We start from the raw sequence: 19,257 nt of genomic DNA on the forward strand, positions 1-19,257 counted from the left end.
GAAAGTCACGCGCATCTATCTGCGGCAAGGGTGCGATTGTATGATCGCCTTTCTGCCGGACCGGAGCGATCCAGAGAGCCTCTCATTTAGCCGGGACATTCTGCCGAATCGCGAACGGGAGTTCGAAACTCCTATCCGCTGCGCGGGAGTTCGCGCGATCCAATTCTCTTCGCCGGCGAGCCCGCCATGATACTCATTGGCTCGACATCACCGCGGACAACCGCGCCGGCGGCAATTATGGCGTGGTCGCCAATTGAAGCACCTGCGAGGACAATCGCCCTAGTTCCAAGCCAGACGTCGTTGCCTATACAAATGTCTGCCTCCTTCATCGGCTGCTCCGTGACTGGTGTACCTGCATTGTACAGGTAGCTCGCTGCAGTCAGCATGACTTCCGGCCCGAACAGGACATCATCACCAATGATAATACGCCCAGTGGATGGGCCAGCCCAGAAATAGCAACGCGATCCTATTCGCACGCGGTTGCCAATCTCGATGCGATCCGCGTTAGTGAACACCGTATCGGGGCTGACATTGGGGCTTTCGCCAAAGCGCACCTGCCTTCGCGGCGCTACGTGCGAATAATTGTAGTAGTTTACGATCCGGAAAAGATGCAGCCATGCGCGCGGGTCGAAAGAAGAACCGACAAGTCGAAAAAGCCTGCGTAGCCGGCTAGGGCTGTCCTTTCGTGCAAGTGAGACCTCATCCATCAGGATATCCCCGCAATATTTCGCGACGCTCTTTCCAGACTCGTCTCCATGTTTCGGCGGCCGAGCTATCCCCTCCAATCCTTTGCTTCACGCCATAACCGAACCTGCGGCTTGCCATCTGCGTCCACAACAGTGCAATTCCAATCGGCGCGGCAAGCTGCGACCAATGATCTTTGATCAGAGTGGCCTTGCCGCGGTAGAGCTTCAACAGCTTGTCGGCCCTGGTTGTACTTGATGCGCCCACAAGATGCATGATTTGCGCATCCGGCGTTATCATCGGCCTATAGCCGGCCCTTCTCGCCCTAAGGCAGAGATCGGCATCCTCGCCGTACATTGTGTACTTCTCGCTGAAACCGCCGAGTTCGCGCCAGAGGCGGGTGCGGATAGCGAGAAAACATCCAACAATTACGTCAGCATGCCGGATCTCGTCACGCCGAAAACTGCCCATCCCTTCGGGATTGAAAAAATTCGAATTCTTGAAAATCGCCGAAAGCCCTGTGGCCGAGCACAGCATCGACCATATCGTCATGCGGTTCCAGCACGACGCAACATTGAGTGATCCATCGGGAAAAACGGTACGCCCGCCGACAATACCTGCCTGCGGGTTTTCGCGTCCGAAACTAACGAGCCTTTCGATTGCGCCGTGGTGCGTTTCGGTGTCCGGATTGAGCAACACAATCCAATCGGTATTGACGGTTTCGGCTACTCTGTTGTTAGAAATCGCAAATCCCAGATTCTCTTGACTTGCAATCAGATCGACTTGCGGAAAACGTGTGCGGATAGCCTCAGCCGACTCGTCATGCGATGCGTTGTCCCAAATAACGATACGCATGCTGATATCACCGGCATTGCGCAGCAATGTTTCGACGGCCTTGATCGTCAAATCTTTAGTGTTGAAACTGACGATGATCACGGTGACATCGGCAGTTTGGCGGTCAATCCTGTTTTTCGACATCTGCAGCTCTCGCAACAACTGGTCAGGATGGCGCAAGGTGAATCACCCCACGCCTAGACGGAGGACGATAGCCGGGGTTTTACTCTATGAACAAACTTTCGCGTACGCGTGAGGATGCTCGAACGCTGACTTGCCGTGTTGGTTCGAACAAACTCGCCTTCCGGTACGTCGGTACGACCGATGAACGCGCCCAGCTTGCGCCAACCATCGCCGGCTTCAAGAGACATTTCCAGAAAATCGTCTGGACGATCAACGAAATAGGATCGGACGTCGGCGTTGTGCGCATCGTAAACAGCCGTGTAGCGAGCTTCATTGCCGACAGGACTTCCAGCGTCATCGCCATAGGTCAGCTGCTGAATTCTGTCATTCGCCGGGCCAAAATGATCTCTAATTGAGCGATACCATTTGTCCGTATCACGCACCGTCAGAATGAATTTTGCGCCAGGAAAAGCTGTATCAAGTTCGCGATAAATCAAGGGCCATGGCATATCGGATACGACATCGACGCCTTGCGCAATCCCGATGCCGATATCGACGAGATTCGCCCGCAGTTCAGGCAGCGGTCTGTCCCGTCCGAATACAGTGATGGTTGAATAGCCAAGCTGCTGCAAGGCCAGATCGAGGGACGTTGTCCCAGTTTTTTGAAACCCGATACAGAAGATCTTGGGTGACGCGGTTTCAATTGTGCTCATAAGTTCCTTCGCAGGTAGTCCTACCCGGCACTGGGACGAGCCGCAGCGCAAGCGGCAAGAAGCAATTCGATAGCCTTTTCTGCGCTGCACCGCAACATTAGAGTGTTGTACGCCAGTCTGTAAAGTGACCAGTTGCGAAAGAAATGACAAGGGTCTACATCCATGTTGCTTCGCAGCATTTCGCACGGCGAGCTCCCGATTTTCGAGGAAGAGTAGATTGCACGAACCATCAATTGAGGTGTCGATCGCAGCACACTACGTACCCGGACGGGTACAATACCTCGCCAAGGTCTTGGATGCGATACAGGGCTGGGACTACCCTAACATCCGCGTAACTCTCGTCACGCAGGACCTTTCGCTGAATGACGAGCCGCAGTTGTTGGAATGCAGGCAAAAGCTTGAGGACCGCGGCATCGGGCTGCAGCTCGACAAGGTGCACGATCTTGCGCACCCGTGGCACCTGACTTGGTGGCACAAGGATCATCTGCGCGCTTGGGCCTGGAAAGATGGTTCGGCGGGAGATTTTTTCGTCTACATTGAGGACGATATCGTCTTCACAAACGAGAACCTGCAGTATTTCGTTCGCACGTTGCCCAGAATGAAGTCTGTTGGCTGTATCCCGGGATTCCTGCGATATGAAAGCGCGCTTCCGGACAAAGTGATCGCCCCTGATTACCGCGGCCACCAGATCGTTCGCGAGGCAGATATCGTTTCGCTGGATGGGCGTGAATACGTCAATCCGGATTACCCGTACTGGGCCGGGTTCATAATGGACCGGGAATTGGCGACAGAATACCTTGCCTCGCCCTACAGCGATCTCGAGCGTGGTTCGGATATGCCGCATACCCTTGCGAACATGTGCCGGGAGCGATCTGCTTTCGCGCTTACCTATTGGAACGTGCCGGCAGGAATGGCTTCTCGCAATCTCGTGCCGATAGACAAGAATCGTCAACCACTGGGCGAATGCCTTGTGTGGCATTCAGCCGAGAACTACTCGGTGTCCAAGTACCATAGCTTTGGCACCGTCGGCATTGACGAGATCTTCTTGGCGCCGACGCTGTCGGCCTATTTTCGCAATCCGGTATGGCACGTCAAAGCGTTCGCTCGGCGTGTGAACGACAAGATCAGGCGCGAACTAGCCGCCCTGCGCGGCATTCAGAACGAAAATCAGCCCCAACGCCGTGTCTTCCGGCGTTGATCTCTAACCTGATCAGGTTTTGATTAGGTCATGAACATCATCCCACATCGCCCGACTTTTTGCCTTCTCCGCTTGCGCGTGCTCGACAATGTTCTCACGCAGCAAGGGATCGCCTATCTGTTCCAGGAACTCTCCGAGCTTGAACCTGTGCGATTTCTGATACCCGAGTTCGACAAGCAGTTGCGGGCAGCCGTAGTCTGCCATAAGTTCGCGATATTTGTGGCTCCAGCCGCACGCAAGGGCCGGCACTCCTGCTGATAAAGCGCTGACAAGTCCGTGAAAGCGCGAGGAGACAATTAATTCGGCTCGTCCAATTAGCGCTTTAGTTACCAGTGCGTCTGGTTCGTCGATAACTGGTACCTCAGAGGTGAGGATTGAATTCAATTCTCTGGCGAGAGCTAAATCTTTCTGGCCTTCGTGCAACAGGATCGCTGGCTCTCTGCCGGTCTTACGAATGGCTTCCACTGCATCGACAAGAAAAGAAAGATATTGAGCGCGTATTGCATTACCTTTCCCATGCACCATTTTTTCGTTAGGAATTACGAATGCAGTTCCTATAAGATGTTCGAGTCTTGCCGGCAGGTCCGGAGCGAGTAGATTGGTGAAGTCCGGAGCTTTCCTGATTTTCGCCTCTTGCGGCAGGACATCGATTACATGTTGCATCGAGACCTCGTCGCGTACGTAGACTAAATCAAGTTTGTCGACCGCCTTGGCGAATGCCGCAGCCATTCCGTCTTCTGCAAATGGACCGAGCGCTTGGGGTAGGAGAATCGCTTTTTTTGACGAGTCTTTCCAATTCTCTAATCGTCCAGACAATCGCCGCTCAAGCTTCCTCAGCCCCCAGAAATCACCATAGCCAAAGCCCGAAGCATCAAGCAGCACATCGATATCTTCGCTGCGGATGTAGCCGGCACGCTCCCGTAGAGCTTGTGGACAAATCTCGAGAAGTTTCAGCGTCCAGTCGCTTGGCATATCACCCTGGGTGCTCCAGACGCCACGTTGCAGTCGCTCGCTCGTCGGCCAGCGAAGAGGAACTGAAATGCGACAATTAGGCAATGACTTCTTAAGTTGTTGCTTGACGGCTTCAAGCATTAGCAGTGCGCCCCTGTTTGCCGGGAAGACGCCGGATATCTCGATATTCATTGGTATTCTCTCAGTTGGGCATGTTCGCGCTTCGCTGAATAGGGAACGAGGCCTTCTGCGTCCGGCCAGCCATAGGCAATCAGCATGATGACTCGTTCGTCGGGCTCTAGGCCGATGGCATTCTTCATCAGCGATTCTTGGGGCTCAATGTCAGGCCAGTTTATTGGGCAAGACGAGAGGCCCAGAGTCTCGAGTGCGTACATGAACGACATAGCCGACAAAGCACCGTCGATGTATATCGCGTGCCTGTCGCGGACCTGCGGATAGGCACGCAACCTCCCGACCAATACCACGACGCCCGTCAACTTTTCGGCGAAACCCTTTGTCCCGAGTGGGATGGCGGCAAGTTCGCGAGCCCGGGCTGGCTCATCGAAAATTCGGTATACAAACGGTTGTCTGTTGCATGCACTGGGAGCTTGGGCAGCGGCCTCTAGGGCCTTATCAACAAGTTCACGCGGTACTGGCTTATCTAGGTACCAACGTACCGAACGTCGACGAATTGAAAGCTTCATGAAATCGTCAAAATCGACAGGAGATTGTCCATTCAGCGCGCGCTTGTAGGGGGCCATCTTCGTAGAGCCTGTCATTTCCTTCTGCTTAGGAGCAGCCGCCTCGAAACGCTCTTTTTCACGGCTGATGACAGGATGGGTGCCGTCAACAGCGTTGAAATACTCATGGAGCACATCGATCGCCCATCGATGCTCTTCATTGCGATCTGCAGACTCTATCGCGCGAATGAACACGTCGATTGTTTCAGGCAGGTATTCCACGGCAAAGACCGGGCGCCGGGGCCGCATGATTAGGCCCTTCTCGAGCCGGTGAACATTGCGCCGCAAGAGGTAATAGCTGGTCTGGGGTGAATAGGTATCTTTTTTATAGCGGGCGCGGCCCGCTGCAACGGCGGCAGCTTCTCGCGAAAGACCATCATCTAAAGTCGCAAAATAGGCTCTTGCAACTCTCGGTGAGCGGGCGACAACGGGCTGCAATTGCGAATCAATGGCACGCCACTTGGCGCGAACCCAGTTTCTGATGCGATGATACATATCCGTCTTTCAAATTCTCAGTTGCCTAGATTTTTCTTTCGCGGAATCGACGCAGCAGTTTGGGCAGTAGGTCAGGGAACGCCCGTGGAAGTTCGTATGAACCGTAAATGAGGAATGCCACCACAATAAACGGAAGCTGGAGATACCACTCTGTGATCCCTAGCATCGTGCTTGCGGCCCATGCGAGCACTACAGGTGTCTGCAGAAGGGCCTGAAAAAGCGATGCTAGTATTGCACCCGAGGCGGCGCCGGGAACTAGCTTTCGCAACGCGAATAGTCTTATCGCGACAGCCAGGACCTTGACGACGAAGGTTGCAATTGCCGCGCCTTCCAATCCGTAGATTTGCGCTGCGACGTAAACTCCCGGGAAAAGCAGCCCTGCAGTAGTGACCACGGCAAACGTCAGGTCAAGACCGGGACGCCCCATGCTCTTGTACAAATTGGATGTAGTGCCGCCAGATGTGCCAACGATCACCGTGAGTGACAGCCAAAATAATAGCGAACCGAGCGCACTCCACTCCTCTCCCATAAATTGCGGCGCCCAGCTCGGTCCGAAGAGCATCATAGCAGTGAGTGGAGGGAAAAGTGCGCGACAATTCCATCGTACCGTCGAAATGAATTTCTTTCGCAGAAAACCTTGATCATGCTTATTACGTGAGAAATGCACAAACGTTACGCGGTTCAGAATCGACATGACGATTTTGCGCGCTGTGTTTGTCAAATATGTTGCTAAGGCGAAATAGCCGACACTTGCCGTGGAAAGCACGAGGCCAAGAATGAAGACGCCAGCATTCGACTGCGCAAACGATAGTAAATCGCTCAACAAGATGAACGTGCTAAACCCGAAAACCGATCCTAGGTGCTCCTTGCTGAGGCGAAGTCGATACCTATGGGGATTTGCAATCTGCAGCATGACTGCAGCAGCCAAGGATGAAGCAAGCACTTGAGCAACGATCACCCAGGGTGAAGGGTTGATCATCACCAGTACAATCGCTGTCATCATGCCAAGCAAGTTTGCTATAACCTTGATAACTGCGTTGGCTCTGAAACGGCCCCTCCTGAACATCAGGGCAGAAACCACGGTTGAGAAGGGGGATGGTAACAGGGTAAGACCCAAGACAAGGATCAAGGGCTGAAGCGAGGGTTCACCATACGCGGAAGCGGCGAAGGGGGCTATCAGCGCCGCCGTCGCAAGGGCCAGTAGAACCGTTATGATCAGCGAAGCTGTAAACGTTGTGTCAATGAGAGAGGCGGTTACCTCTTCCTCATCCTTCTGAATCAGCGCTGCGGTCAGGCCAAAGTCGTTAACCGCCTGAAGCAAACCAATTACTGTCACGGCGATCATCGCGATCCCGAAATCTTCCGGTGCTAGCAACCGGGCGACGATAAGGCGAAGCCCGAAAGCCAAACCTGACGTTATGAGCGTATCAGTTGCGCTCCAGAAAGCATCACGGCGTATAGACATCGTAATCCTAACGCTGCTCCTGCGCATCTTGTCGCCACCAACGCAAGTTTCCTTGGTGAGACATCATTGGAGATCAAGACCTACGGCCAGCTAACCTTCATTCGGCCGAATACCCTGCTTTATGCTGCGTCGCAACGAACAACGTCCCGCGAGACTGCCAACTCATGTGAAATGCTGGCATCGCACATCAACCGTCGCTCAAAGCTGATCAATCTGCGCCAGCATTTCTTGTGCAGCGGGGTAGGTTAGGTGTCCGTAATCAAAGTGGTAGGGAGCACCGTCATCGGTCACCTGACGACACCTTCCTTGCGGGCATTCGAGCGCATAGAGCGAAATGTAGTCGGCCCCTGAGGCTTGCACGAGGTTGCCCATATCTCGGTCAAGTTGGTCAAGCGCCAGGACGCGCAGCCGCTCGACCATCCTGCTGTCTCCACGGATCATTGCCATGGCGAGAATGCGAGGGAAATCACCATCGTATTCGACGCCCGGACCAATAACGGTCACGGCGATACTCTGATCCTGCAGGTAGGCGATGGTATCCCACAATTTCTCCATATGCCTGCCCCGCCAGCGTGCGGCCAACACAATCCTGTCAATCTGACCAGACGTGGCCAGCATTTCAAGGCCATGGCGCATCAGGGCCGTGCAGCGAGGTTCACCTTCGGGTTGCACGAGAGGCTTGCAGCCCGATGCGTTCAATTGCATAACGTTGAGGTGCGGGAATTGCTCTGCCAGTGCGCGCCAGATATGAGCTCCGAAGCTGTCGCCAAGCACCAGCACGTTCTCGCGCTTCGGATCAATCTGAATGCACCCTGCAATATCGACGGCCTGTAATCGATCGGTCGCGAAGCATTCGCCAGGCCGGAACTGGTAACGGTGCTCCTCGCCTTGGTACTTTAGGTAGCGTGAAATACTAGCAATTTCGCCGCGTGGATGGCCGACTGCTGTTGCGACGGCGGGCAGCGTGAGCGTACCGCCAACCATCGCGGCCAGCGCGCTCGCACCCACGGCAAGAACGGGTTTGGAACGTTTCCTACGGAATTTCGACAGGAACGGTTGTTCGATAAGGTAATAGGAAGTCGCGGCGACCAGAATCGAGGCAATGGTGAGCGCTGCTGCCTCTCTAATTGATAAGGTCAGACCGGTGTTGAACCTGTATAGGGTGATGATCGGCCAGTGCCACAGATACAGTGAATAGGAGATCGCTCCTATCCAGCGCACTGGACGAAGGCTTAGCAGGCGGCCGGCCAGCGTTCTTTCGCCATAGCAGATGACCATGCACGCACCCAAACACGGAACAAGGGCCATCGGCGCCGGGAAGCGGAAATCTCCTGCAAGGACCAGCACAGCGCCTGCAATGAGAACTAGACCAGTAAAAGCGGCGCACTGAAGGAATGCGTAGTTCCGCACCTTGGGAAAGCCGCCTAGCGCCACGACCCCGCCCAGACCCAATTCCCAGGCTCGACTTGGCAAGGTGTAGAATCCTGCTGCTGGCGCGCGGATGGTAAGCGCCAGACTGATCGCGAAGGATATGGCCACGATCGCGAAAAGTACCCGTAGAACGGTGCGCGGCGATCGACGGCGCAATGCCAGAAGTAGCAATGGGTAGAAGATGTAAAATTGCTCTTCCACCCCCAGTGACCAAGTGTGGAGTAGGGGCTCTGCTTCGCCAGCGCGAGCAAAGTAATCGGTGTTCCACCAGAAATATATATTCGAAATGAAACCGGCGGCAGCGGCAGCGCTGCGCGTTATTCCCGGCAGATCAAAGGGAACGAATATCCATGTCGCTAGCAGGAGTGCCGCCATCATGGCAAATAGTGCAGGCAAGATACGGACGACGCGCCGCTTGTAGAATTCTAGCAATGAAAACTGACCTTCGTCAATTTCTCGCATAATTATGTTGGTAATCAAAAAGCCCGAAATCACGAAGAAAATATCGACACCGATGAAGCCGCCCTTCAGCTGGGATACTCCAGCGTGAAACAGGACAATGGGGAGCACGGCAACGGCACGTAATCCGTCGATTTCGGTGCGATATCGCATGGGTTCCCAATCACAGAATGCCAGCCTGCGCTCTTGAATACCGCACTGCACAAATTTAACAATGCTCTGGTGGCATTTTGCGTTTATCTAGGTTATCGTGTTGCATCTGCGAACTCAGGGCGGCCTCTCCTACGAGCGGTGAATGTGAGCGCTGCCGAATCGGAGTGGAAATGAGCCAGACACCTAAAATTTCGGTCGTCATCCCTGTCTGGAATGGCGAACGATACATGCGCAAGCTGCTTGATGCACTAACTAGGCAAACAGCCATGGCTGAGTCCTTCGAGGTGATCGTAGTAGACAACGGATCGACCGATAGGACTTCGGAGATTGTTAGCGGATATACTTTCGTCACACTGTTGTCGGAAGCGAAGCCTGGATCTTACCGTGCCCGTAACAGGGCACTGGAGATAGCACGAGGCGAATATGTCCTTTTCACGGATGCCGATTGCGTACCCGACCCGAATTGGTTGGAAGAAGCGCTGCGGATTTCGGAAAAGAGCGCCGACAACGAAATCCACGCCGGGCGCATCACGCTCTTCCAGGAAGAGAAGTGCGGCAAGTACGCGACGCTGTTCGAAAGCCTCCAGGCTTTCAATCAAGAATCAAACGTCGCCAAACAGCATTGCGTTACCGCGAATTGGCTCTGCAAGAAAGACTTGCTGGTTTCCAACGGTGGGTTCCGCGCTGACTTACTCTCCGGTGGCGATTTCGAATGCTCTCGTCGTTTGATTGGCTGCGGCGCGAGAATCGTTTACGCACCCAATCTTGTCGTCGCTCATCCAACGCGGGCCGACCTCGCCAGTCTGGTTCACAAGCGCCGTCGCGTCTTGGGTGGATCGTGGACGCTGGAAAAAGACAAGGGTACCAGCCCGCTAAAGTTGCTGGCTTCACCCGTTCAGATGTTTCTAGGCCAATCGAAAATGATCCTGCGAAGCGACATTGGTTGGCGCGACCGTCCGGGTGTGCTTGCAATTGCGGGTTCGGTTGCAGTGGCGGGGGTCTTCGAGGTGCTTCGCCTCATTACGGGTCAACCACCGCACCGCTCATGACTCGATGAGCGGGCGCCACCAATCCTCGTTATCTAGATACCATTGCAGTGTGAGCGCCAAACCATTGTCGAAAGTGTGTAACGGCATATAATTAAGCTCGGCACGGGCTTTGCGCTCGTCGATCGCATAGCGGCGATCGTGGCCAAGGCGATCGGTGACGAACGTTTTGAGTTCGGCGGTAGGTTCGCCGACGGCCGCTGGTGCATCCGGGAATCTGGCTGCCAAGCCGGGAAACGATGCGAACGCCAAGTCTACATGCATGCAGATATTGTCGATCACCGCACTGTTGGGCAATTCGGCACCGCCGCCGATGTTGTAGGTCTCTCCCGGTTTACCTTTCAGCAGGCAGGCCTCGATCCCGCGGCAATGGTCTTCGACGTGCAGCCAGTCGCGCACATTCATGCCGTCGCCGTAGATCGGCAGATCGCGGCCGTGCAGCGCGTTCAGCAGGAATAGCGGGATAAGCTTTTCGGGATACTGGTAAGGCCCGTAATTGTTCGAGCAGTTGCTGGTCGTCACTTCCAGCCCGAAAGTGTGATGATAGGCGCGCACAAGATGATCGGACGAAGCTTTGGATGCCGAGTAGGGTGAATTCGGCTGGTACGGCGTCGTCTCGCTGAAAGCGGGGTCTTCTGGGTCAAGCGAACCATATACCTCGTCGGTAGAGATGTGGTGGAAGCGGTGTGGCTTTCCGTTCCCTTCGTCCAGCCAGACTGTGCGCGTCGCCTTCAGCAGCGAATTCGTGCCCAGGATGTTCGTCTCGATAAAAGCGTCCGGCCCGGTGATAGATCTGTCCACATGGCTTTCTGCGGCAAAGTGAACCACCGTGTCGATCGAGCGATCGCGCAGGAGCTCCTCCACTAATGCCGTATCGCGAATGTCGCCAACGACGAGTTCCGCCTGCTCGACGCCGGCAATGGTCGACGCGTTGCCGGCATAAGTCAGCGAATCCAGCACGATCATTGCATCGCTGGGATGGTTGTCCGCCCAGTAATGGACGAAATTGCCGCCGATAAAGCCGGCACCGCCAGTGACAAGCAGATTAGCCAAGGTATGCTTCCTCGTTAAGCATGGTGCGCAGGTTGGTGCACCAATGGGTGTGGCCATCGCCAAGCAGTTCGCGCGTCTTGCTGCAATCCAGTAGCGAGAAGGTTGGCCGCGCCGCAAGTGTAATGTAGGCGCTGGTCGGAATGGGCGCTATCGGGATGGCCCGGTTGAGCAGGCCAATCGATAGTGCCTCTTCCTGAATGGCGACAGCGAAATCGTACCAGCTGGCGTTTCCCACCGGTAATCAGGACTTCCACACAAAAGCCTCCACTTCGGACAGCGACTTACCCTCCCGGTCTTTTGTGGAAAGCTGGATTTGCAGACCTTGGGTCGGCCATTCGATGCCAACTTCGGGATCGTCCCAAGCTAGCGAATGCTCGTTCGAAGGAGTGTAAGCCGCATCGCATTTGTAAAGGAGGTCGGTGTCGTTCTCCAGCGTGAGAAAGCCGTGCGCGAAACCCTGTGGAACCCAGAATATGCGTTTGTTTGCTGCCGACAGTTCCACGCCCTTCCATTTACCGAACGTGGGCGAGGACCGGCGCAAATCAACGGCGACATCGTAAACCGCCCCGTTCACCACGCGCACCAGCTTTGCCTGGGGGCCCGGGTTCTGGAAATGCATGCCGCGAAGCACGCCTTCCTGCGAGCGGGAATGGTTATCCTGCACGAACGCCATATTCAGGCCCGCGGCGGCGAACTTTTCCGCATTCCAGCTTTCCATGAAAAAGCCGCGCTCATCTCCGAACACCTCCGGCTCTAATATAAGCGGACCCTCTATATCGCACCGCACGATGTTCATCAGTCGCGGCCTTCGGCCAGCAAGGCCATCAGGTATTCGCCATAGCCGGATTTCTTCAGCGGGGCAGCGATGGCCTCAAGCTTGGCATCGTCTATGAAGCCAGTGCGCCACGCGATTTCTTCCGGACAGCAGATTTTCAAACCCTGGCGTTCTTCGGTAATGCGCACATAACTGGCAGCGTCCAGCAGTGATCCGTGCGTGCCGGTATCCAGCCAGGCGTAGCCGCGCCCCATGATCTCTACCGACAGGTTGCCATCGTCGAGATACATCCGGTTGAGATCGGTGATTTCCAGCTCGCCGCGGGCCGACGGTTGCAAATCGCGGGCCCGCTCCACCACGGTGTCGTCGTAAAAGTAGAGGCCGGTAACGGCGTAGTTAGATTTGGGCTGTGCAGGCTTTTCTTCCAGCGAAGACGCCGTACCGTTCGCGTCGAAATCGACCACACCGTAATCATGTGGGTTATTGACCCTGTAGGCGAAGACACTGGCGCCGCTATCGCGCCCTGCGGCGCTCGCTAGCAGTTCGGGCAGGCCATGACCGTAGAAGATGTTGTCTCCCAAAACCAGCACGCTAGCATCGCCAGCGATAAAGTCGGCACCGATATGAAATGCCTGCCCCAGCCCGTCAGGGCTTGGCTGAATAGCGTAGCTGAGGACAACGCCGAAATCCGAACCATCTCCTAGCACGCGCTGGAACTGTGCTTGTTCTTCCGGCGTGGTGATGAGGAGGATATCGCGAATGCCCGCCATCATCAGAGTGGAGAGCGGGTAGTAGATCATCGGCTTGTCGAAGACTGGCATCAGTTGCTTCGACACGCCACGAGTGAGCGGATAGAGGCGCGTGCCCGATCCACCAGCCAAAATGATGCCCTTGCGCCTCGTTGCAGCCATTCTCGAACTTTCTTGGCGGTGCTGCCCGCGTCATCCATGCCCCCCCGGTGCGGCCTGTGCTTCTTGCCCATGCCTGGCTGATCGGGAATCCGGGTTAATTGATTTGGCCGCTCTTCAGCAGACCGTCGAAATAGTCGATAGTCTTTGCCAGACCTTCGCGCAGCGGAGTCTTCGGCTCCCAGCCACCCAGCTTCGATTGCGCGAGAGAGATATCGGGGCGGCGCTGCTTGGGGTCGTCCTGCGGCAATGGCTCACGCGTAAGCTCGGATCTGGAATTGGTCAGCTCGATCACGGCCTCGGCCAGCTCAATCATCGAGAATTCCCCTGGGTTGCCAAGATTCAGCGGGCCGGTGAAATCGGCTGATGTCGCCATGAACCGCACGAACCCGTCGATCAGATCGTCGACGTAACAGAACGAGCGGGTCTGCTGGCCATCGCCATAGATCGTGATGGGGTCGCCGCGAAGCGCTTGCATGATAAAATTGGAAACCACGCGCCCGTCCTGCGGGTGCATGCGCGGGCCATAGGTGTTGAAGATGCGCACGACCTTGATCTCGAGGTCGTGCTGGCGATGATAGTCGAAGAACAGTGTTTCCGCGCAACGTTTACCTTCGTCATAGCAAGAGCGGATACCGATCGGATTGACATTGCCCCAGTAAGATTCGGGTTGCGGGTGGATCGAAGGGTCGCCGTAGACCTCGGAGGTCGAGGCCTGGAGGATGCGGGCGTTGGTGCGTTTTGCCAAGCCGAGCATGTTGATCGCGCCGTGCACGCTGGTCTTCGTGGTCTGTACTGGATCGTGTTGGTAGTAGATGGGCGAGGCCGGGCACGCGAGGTTGTAAATGTGGCCGACTTCCACATAGAGCGGGAAGGTTACGTCGTGACGGATTAGCTCGAATTGCGGATGACCATGCAAGTGCTCGATATTGGCACGATTACCTGTGAAGAAGTTGTCAATGCACAGGACATGAGCACCTTCGGCAATCAGACGATCACAAAGGTGCGAGCCGAGGAAACCCGCCCCCCCTGTCACAAGCACACTCTGCCGACCGTAAACCATGAACTTGAACCCCACTAGGTATTACCTAAAGCCGATGCTACCGAGGCGCAATGCAAGATTCAATGCTTATTTCGCACCTGCACAAAAACGATGTGCTGACTGCTCTTTCGTGCGATGACAGGTATTATTTGTAAGCCTTTATGATGACCATGGTTGAACGGGTGCAGGAGTGTTCGGGCAAGACACCCGCTGCTATGGATACGCTAATTGCCGGTTGGTTGCGGCCGGTGTCCAAAGTGAGCGCCACCTCAGCTCAGACCACCTATTCGATGATATTGAAGATGATGCCGGCACATGCATGGAGAATTCGCGCTTCTGATTTGGGATTCGCGGAGGTTGCTAACGGTAGCTTGGGATCATCAAGGCCTGCCCGAAAATGAGTTCGACAAGGTCGGGGTCGGAAAGACCGGAGATCACGTGGACGCTCGATTGCTTTGGCCAGTTCCTCGCGATTGACGAGGTAGCCATCGAACAGGATCTTGAATTCTTCTGCGTTTCCCATCGTATCGCGACGGGGGTCGTCGCCAATATGGGATTTGCCCTTGGTGGCAAAGCCCACGCATCCCGAATGCCAGGTCTGCACACCCCCAGCACCGTCGAGTTGGTCGGCCATGCGGCTTATCAACTCACGGGACACCGGCTAGCCATCAAGGTTCAGAATAGCCGCTATCGAATTCATTGCCGCGTTCAGCGCCATCCGGAAGGCGGGTTGGCCCGCATTTTTGCAGTGCGAACGCGGCGCGTGCGCAATCGGCAACACCTCTATTACGCGTAGACAGCAAAGGGTAACAGGCATGCATGAGCGAAACGAATCGCCATTCTCGTGTTGGTGACCCACGATTGTCGATACGCTTTGCCGGGCGTTGCATTGCCGCAATGGCATGGCTGGCGGTTGCAAGGATCGCGCTTTTCCGCTTGAAACCGACGCAAACACAGTCGCGCAACCGAGCGGCAGCACAATGCGGTAAGAAAACGATCTCCAGCGCGGCGCGCGAAAGAGCTAGGGGGACCGGCTCGTACGTGACCCAAGTTCCTTACTAGATGCTGTGGCGCTCGGACTGCCTTGTACAAGCGATGGCTGCACAGAATTGGCTGAAACGAAAAGGAATTCCCACCTCGATTGTGATCGGGGTGGACAAGTCGGGCGATGAAGGATCTGATGCCTATGCTTGGCTGCGCGCGGGCGATCTGATTGTCACGGACGGCAATATCGATAATTTCACGGTAATTCTAGACGATCATGCAGAGTTTAGAGGAAAAATCCGGAACCCTTCGCCCTGATAGGACGTATCGATACTGCGAATTAAGTATTTTCACACATTAGACGTTGCGCAGCATTGTGCGCTGCGGTATACCGAAGCCAAGTCATTTAGAAAACCGGCCACCCCTTGAAGGAGCCCGACTATGCTGAAGAAAATCCTTGCCGCGACTGCTGCAGCCTCGCTGACGGTCGCTCCCATCGCTGCCCAGGCCAATACGCGCGCTGCCGACGCCGGCGTCTCGATCGAGATGTCTGAGCGCATGGCTGCTCGGATTGGCGAGTCGGAAGAAGCCGGTCTGAAGATTCCGCTTGCCCTGATCATCCTGCTGTTTGGTGCAGGTGCGGCAGCAATCATTGCCCTTATCGAAGATAACGGTGGCGAAGTGGTCGGTCCCCCGGTGTCACCCGGTGCCTGATCGCATTGCTCATTTCGATTAACATTCCGCCCGCGTTTCGCGGGCGGTTTGCTTTCTGGACGATCTAATGAAGGGGAATTCGCGCCAGCCGCGCCCGGTGTCGTCTTCGTGGGGTGTTCGATCGGCCCCACCCTCCGCACTGCTAACCTCACCCTTGGTGCATCTTCAAGTTCTCCTTGGTCTTTCCGTGCTACTGGGCGGAGGGGGGTCTGCCTATGGATTGCGCAACCTGCTTGTCCAGCTTTTCGCCTTGGCGCTGCTGGCTTGGCACGCAGACCGCATTCCCAGATTTACACGCACTGCCTCGAAAGCGCTGATCGCGCTTGTTGTGTTGAGCATCATCTTTCCGGTGCTGCAGTCGCTGCCCCTACCTCTAGGAATTTGGCAGGCGCTCCCCGGTCGCGCGCTAGCGGTCGAGAGTTTCGCCATCGCGGGTGTGAACGCAGATCATTGGTTTTCAGTCAGCGTCAGTCCAGTGCGAACGATGGTTGCCTTTGCGGCGACGCTCGTTCCCGCAGCGGTAATCATCATCGGCTGCACACTTCCAGCCGAACAACGCATCACGCTCGCGTGGACTGTGCCCGCGGCAGCGGTGGCGGCATTACTGTTGGGAACTGTGCAACTTTCCACCGGCAACACCGTGGCGCTGCTGTATGACGAGGCCTTCCGCCAAGGTATCGTTCTCTCCGCAACATTTGCAAACCGCAACTCGACAGCAATTTTCTTCGTGATTGCTCTATGTCTGCTGGCCAGCCTGCCGCAACCGCGAAACTGGGCATTCCTTTTTGGGGTCATTGCCGCCGCCTCCCTATTGATAGTGGGCACTTTCCTTACGCAGTCACGCACGGGGATGGTTCTCCTTTTCATCCCGGTAGGGCTTATGGTTTTGCGCGGGGCTGGAGCACTTTTCGGTCACCTGCCCAAACAGGGTCGGAAGTCAGTCGGCCTATGGATCGGCCTGGGCCTCGCCGCTGTTGTCGGGATGGCCATCGTCATCTCTGCCCTTTCGGGCGGGCGGATCGAGACCAGCATCGCGCGTTTTTCCGACACGCAGACCGACCGTCCTGAAATGTGGGAAGACGGCTTGTACGCAGCTAGCCAATATTGGCCGGCAGGCTCCGGCATGGGCACCACTGACGACGTATTCCAGATCCACGAATCGCTGGAATACGTATCCCCCCGAAGGGCTGTTCGCGTTCACAACGACTACATCGAAATCGCGATCGAAGGGGGTATGGCAAGTCTCGCGCTAGCGGCACTGTGGTTAGGCTGGATTGCCTGGGCAACTATGGCTCCCGGCGTGACGAAAGCACGATGGCCGAGGCTGGGAGCTGGCGCGGGGATCGCCGCCATCGTCCTTCAATCGCTGCTCGATTATCCGCTACGCAACCTCACCATCCTGTGCGTTGCAGCTGTGCTCGTGGTCTTGCTTGCAGGCGGGAGGAGAGCGCGGCGATGAAGACGAAGCTCATCGCCGGTATTTTGCTGTTGCCTGTGGCTGCGCTCGTCACCGTGGTTCAACTGGACCAGCAATCACGCATTTCGCCGTCTTACGCCGCAGTGGTGCCAGCGGGCTTCAGTGGCAGCGCTGCGCGTGAACGCAGCAAGATGGCTTTGCAGGCGGGCCAGCCGGAGATCGCTGTGGCGCAGGCGCGCCAGCAGATCGAACTGCGGCCGATGCCTGCCGAATCGCTGACTGTTCTCGCGCTGGCATCCCTCCAGAACGGCGATGCGGAAACCGCGCGCGCCGCACTCGAAGCATCCAGCCGTCGCGGCTGGCGCGAGCCGATTTCGCAACTGGCCAGCGGCCAGGGCGCGCTGGAGCAGCAACAGTACGAAATAGCCTCGCAGCGTGTAGTCGCGCTACTGTCAACCGACAATCTTACCGAATCGGCGCTCGCCTTGCTGGGAGAACTCGTGACCGTTCCCGAAGGTCGGCAAGCGATGGCAAACCGGATGGCAAGCTTCGGTCGCTGGCAGGATAAAACCTTGGTCCCCGCTTCGGGTGTCGCGGCTCCTGATGACTGGGTCGCCACAATAGTGCTGGCGGTAGATCAGGGCGCCGATTTGGCATGCAGCAGGATGGAACGGCTCGCAAGCCGGTATGAAAGGATCGACGAAGGCGCAGCGGCAGAGAAAATCTCCGCGACGGCGTGCACTTAGGCGCGATACGCTAGCATGCTCGATATCTCCGGTAGAGTGTTCTAGTCGCCGTCCGGCACCGCGAAAGTTCCCGACACGCGACCGGGTTGTCCGCTGCCTGACTGTGCGCCTGCACCGTCTACGCTGGACAGCCCGGAATTGAGATCGATCACCAGGCGTCCGCCGTCCAGCGTATCGCTGCCGCGGCGCAGGGCGACGTTCCCCGACAGGACGATGACCCGCCGGTTGAAATCGTAGACGGCGGCATTGCCGCTGGCGCGCTCATTGCCGCGCGTAACCGTCACACCGCCAGTCGCATCGATGCGCTGGATTCGCAGACTGCCGGCATCGCTATAGGCTACCGTCGTCCGCGCCGCGGTCAGTTGCAGGTCGCCCTGCCGGATCTGGACATCGCCAGACAGGACAACCCGGTTCTGCCGATCCTGCAACTCGATGCGATCGGCAGCATAGTTGACCGGCTGGTTTGAATTGAAACCGGCAATCGTCTGCGCCCCGGCAACCGAACCGAACGACAGCGCCGCGATCCCGCCGGCGATGAGACCGCCAGCCAGGCCGCGCACGACAAGGTGGCGAAGCGCAGGACGCGAGGATGGGGTTTCGGTATTCATGCTGTCAGGCTCCATCATCACATTTCCTCGGGCAGTCGCAAGCGGCCGGGCACCATGCGCAACCTGGCGTTACCGTTGAGGGAGAAAGTACGCTCTTCCATGTCCGCGCGCATGGCATCGGCCGAGAAGGCACCGGCCGGGATCGCGCCGCTTACCTGCCCATCGCCAGTCAGGGTGCGGGAGGGGAGGTCGATCGTCACGTTGCGAGCGATGAAATTGTAACCATCGGCAGCGTCGAACCGGACCGTGCCGGGAATGCGCACCTGCTCATCGTCGATATCATAGACGCCGCGCGGGGCGGTAAGGACAGCCGGACCTTCGGCCAGCGCGAGCCGCGCTGTCATATCCTGCATCTCCACAAGTGGTATGGAATTACTGCGCTGTACCGCCTCGCCGGCGACCAGGCTGAACGGACGCGCCCTGTTGTCCTGACCGCGGTACATCGCGTTGTCGACGCGGAGCCGGTCGTCCGCGATGGCGACCTTGTTGCGGTCGAGCAGGAAGCTGATCTCCCCGCGCGGCGACAGCGGGGTAATCAGCATCATCGCCGCGACCACGCCCACCAGGGCAGGAAGCCCCACGGCCAGCACGCGCACGATCCGATCCAGCGAACCTCCCGGTGTCGCGAACTGCTGGCGCCTGTTGCGCATCCTGTCTGCGGCTCTGGTCATGCCATGCTCTAACGCCCGAGATCATTACTCGTGGCTGAAAATATCCT

Annotated in this window: 21 protein-coding genes; 6 read left to right on the forward strand and 15 right to left on the reverse strand. The window is 56.6% G+C overall.

Translation table 11 applies throughout. From position 1 onward, the window contains the following. Positions 1 to 131: 131 nt before the first annotated feature. Genes D2V07_RS17135 through D2V07_RS18455 form a run of 3 tightly spaced genes read right to left on the reverse strand, consistent with a single transcriptional unit; the run spans position 132 to position 2,354 of the window. Positions 132 to 707: an acyltransferase gene (locus tag D2V07_RS17135; protein WP_119588128.1), complete on the reverse strand. Its 576-nt coding sequence runs from the start codon at positions 705 to 707 to the stop codon at positions 132 to 134. Beyond that, a complete protein-coding gene (locus D2V07_RS17140; protein ID WP_233548497.1) occupies positions 700 to 1,698 on the reverse strand; it encodes a glycosyltransferase family 2 protein in 999 nt (332 codons plus the stop codon). Before D2V07_RS17140 ends, D2V07_RS17135 begins: the two co-directional genes overlap by 8 nt. Positions 1,699 to 1,715: 17 nt before the next feature. Next, a complete protein-coding gene (locus tag D2V07_RS18455; RefSeq protein WP_147367059.1) occupies positions 1,716 to 2,354 on the reverse strand; it encodes a sulfotransferase family protein in 639 nt (212 codons plus the stop codon). Between the two features lie 217 nt (positions 2,355 to 2,571). On the opposite strand from D2V07_RS18455, the gene D2V07_RS17150 reads away from it, so the two are divergent. After that, positions 2,572 to 3,552 carry a hypothetical protein gene (locus tag D2V07_RS17150; protein WP_147367060.1) on the forward strand — a complete coding sequence of 327 codons (981 nt, stop codon included), beginning with the start codon at positions 2,572 to 2,574 and terminating at the stop codon, positions 3,550 to 3,552. Positions 3,553 to 3,564: 12 nt separating this feature from the next. On the opposite strand, the gene D2V07_RS17155 is transcribed toward D2V07_RS17150, so the two are convergent. The 4 genes from D2V07_RS17155 to D2V07_RS17170 form a co-directional block, all read right to left on the reverse strand. Beyond that, complete coding sequence (locus D2V07_RS17155; protein ID WP_119588132.1) at positions 3,565 to 4,695, reverse strand: polysaccharide pyruvyl transferase family protein; 1,131 nt, start codon at positions 4,693 to 4,695, stop codon at positions 3,565 to 3,567. Continuing rightward, entirely contained in the window at positions 4,692 to 5,738 is a 1,047-nt protein-coding gene (locus D2V07_RS17160; RefSeq protein WP_119588133.1) for a nitroreductase family protein, read from the reverse strand. Before D2V07_RS17160 ends, D2V07_RS17155 begins: the two co-directional genes overlap by 4 nt. A 25-nt stretch (positions 5,739 to 5,763) precedes the next feature. Continuing rightward, positions 5,764 to 7,203 carry an oligosaccharide flippase family protein gene (locus D2V07_RS17165; RefSeq protein ID WP_158586879.1) on the reverse strand — a complete coding sequence of 480 codons (1,440 nt, stop codon included), beginning with the start codon at positions 7,201 to 7,203 and terminating at the stop codon, positions 5,764 to 5,766. 198 nt (positions 7,204 to 7,401) lie between these two features. Then, positions 7,402 to 9,246 carry an acyltransferase family protein gene (locus D2V07_RS17170; protein ID WP_119588135.1) on the reverse strand — a complete coding sequence of 615 codons (1,845 nt, stop codon included), beginning with the start codon at positions 9,244 to 9,246 and terminating at the stop codon, positions 7,402 to 7,404. Positions 9,247 to 9,416: 170 nt separating this feature from the next. On the opposite strand from D2V07_RS17170, the gene D2V07_RS17175 reads away from it, so the two are divergent. Further along, on the forward strand, positions 9,417 to 10,295 hold the full coding sequence (locus tag D2V07_RS17175; protein ID WP_119588136.1) for a glycosyltransferase: 879 nt from the start codon (positions 9,417 to 9,419) through the stop codon (positions 10,293 to 10,295). Here the strand turns inward: D2V07_RS17175 and rfbB are convergent. From rfbB to D2V07_RS17205, 6 genes are all read right to left on the reverse strand, one after another. After that, positions 10,290 to 11,345: a dTDP-glucose 4,6-dehydratase gene (rfbB, locus tag D2V07_RS17180; RefSeq protein WP_119588137.1), complete on the reverse strand. Its 1,056-nt coding sequence runs from the start codon at positions 11,343 to 11,345 to the stop codon at positions 10,290 to 10,292. The genes D2V07_RS17175 and rfbB overlap by 6 nt on opposite strands. Next, positions 11,338 to 11,580 (reverse strand): sugar nucleotide-binding protein, encoded by a 243-nt coding sequence (locus D2V07_RS17185; protein ID WP_119588138.1) that lies wholly within the window; start codon positions 11,578 to 11,580, stop codon positions 11,338 to 11,340. Before D2V07_RS17185 ends, rfbB begins: the two co-directional genes overlap by 8 nt. A gap of 6 nt (positions 11,581 to 11,586) precedes the next feature. Next, the gene (gene rfbC, locus D2V07_RS17190) at positions 11,587 to 12,141 is read right to left on the reverse strand and encodes a dTDP-4-dehydrorhamnose 3,5-epimerase (RefSeq protein ID WP_199698826.1); all 555 of its coding nucleotides are present in this window, start codon (positions 12,139 to 12,141) and stop codon (positions 11,587 to 11,589) included. Continuing rightward, positions 12,141 to 13,031: a glucose-1-phosphate thymidylyltransferase RfbA gene (gene rfbA / locus D2V07_RS17195; protein ID WP_119588140.1), complete on the reverse strand. Its 891-nt coding sequence runs from the start codon at positions 13,029 to 13,031 to the stop codon at positions 12,141 to 12,143. Before rfbA ends, rfbC begins: the two co-directional genes overlap by 1 nt. Positions 13,032 to 13,125: 94 nt before the next feature. Continuing rightward, positions 13,126 to 14,106 carry a UDP-glucuronic acid decarboxylase family protein gene (locus D2V07_RS17200; RefSeq protein WP_325049042.1) on the reverse strand — a complete coding sequence of 327 codons (981 nt, stop codon included), beginning with the start codon at positions 14,104 to 14,106 and terminating at the stop codon, positions 13,126 to 13,128. A gap of 247 nt (positions 14,107 to 14,353) precedes the next feature. Beyond that, on the reverse strand, positions 14,354 to 14,704 hold the full coding sequence (locus D2V07_RS17205; RefSeq protein ID WP_119588141.1) for a hypothetical protein: 351 nt from the start codon (positions 14,702 to 14,704) through the stop codon (positions 14,354 to 14,356). Between the two features lie 428 nt (positions 14,705 to 15,132). Between D2V07_RS17205 and D2V07_RS17210 the strand changes: the two genes are divergently transcribed. The 4 genes from D2V07_RS17210 (at position 15,133) to D2V07_RS17225 (ending at position 17,931) form a co-directional block, all read left to right on the forward strand. Beyond that, positions 15,133 to 15,372 carry a lasso peptide biosynthesis B2 protein gene (locus D2V07_RS17210; protein ID WP_119588142.1) on the forward strand — a complete coding sequence of 80 codons (240 nt, stop codon included), beginning with the start codon at positions 15,133 to 15,135 and terminating at the stop codon, positions 15,370 to 15,372. A gap of 123 nt (positions 15,373 to 15,495) precedes the next feature. Beyond that, positions 15,496 to 15,768, forward strand: a complete 273-nt coding sequence (locus D2V07_RS17215; protein ID WP_119588143.1) for a hypothetical protein — start codon at positions 15,496 to 15,498, stop codon at positions 15,766 to 15,768. Positions 15,769 to 15,988: 220 nt separating this feature from the next. Beyond that, entirely contained in the window at positions 15,989 to 17,227 is a 1,239-nt protein-coding gene (locus D2V07_RS17220) for an O-antigen ligase family protein (RefSeq protein WP_158586881.1), read from the forward strand. Beyond that, positions 17,224 to 17,931, forward strand: coding sequence for a hypothetical protein (locus D2V07_RS17225; RefSeq protein WP_119588145.1), 708 nt, complete (start codon positions 17,224 to 17,226; stop codon positions 17,929 to 17,931). The genes D2V07_RS17220 and D2V07_RS17225 overlap by 4 nt, the downstream gene beginning before the upstream one ends. Positions 17,932 to 17,972: 41 nt before the next feature. Here D2V07_RS17225 and D2V07_RS17230 read toward each other — a convergent pair whose 3' ends face one another. Beyond that, positions 17,973 to 18,557: an LptA/OstA family protein gene (locus tag D2V07_RS17230; RefSeq protein WP_233548498.1), complete on the reverse strand. Its 585-nt coding sequence runs from the start codon at positions 18,555 to 18,557 to the stop codon at positions 17,973 to 17,975. Next, positions 18,557 to 19,210, reverse strand: coding sequence for an LPS export ABC transporter periplasmic protein LptC (locus tag D2V07_RS17235; RefSeq protein WP_119587768.1), 654 nt, complete (start codon positions 19,208 to 19,210; stop codon positions 18,557 to 18,559). The genes D2V07_RS17230 and D2V07_RS17235 overlap by 1 nt, the downstream gene beginning before the upstream one ends. Positions 19,211 to 19,257: the final 47 nt, after the last annotated feature.

Source organism: Aurantiacibacter zhengii, from assembly GCF_003584125.1.
GTDB lineage: Bacteria > Pseudomonadota > Alphaproteobacteria > Sphingomonadales > Sphingomonadaceae > Alteraurantiacibacter > Alteraurantiacibacter zhengii.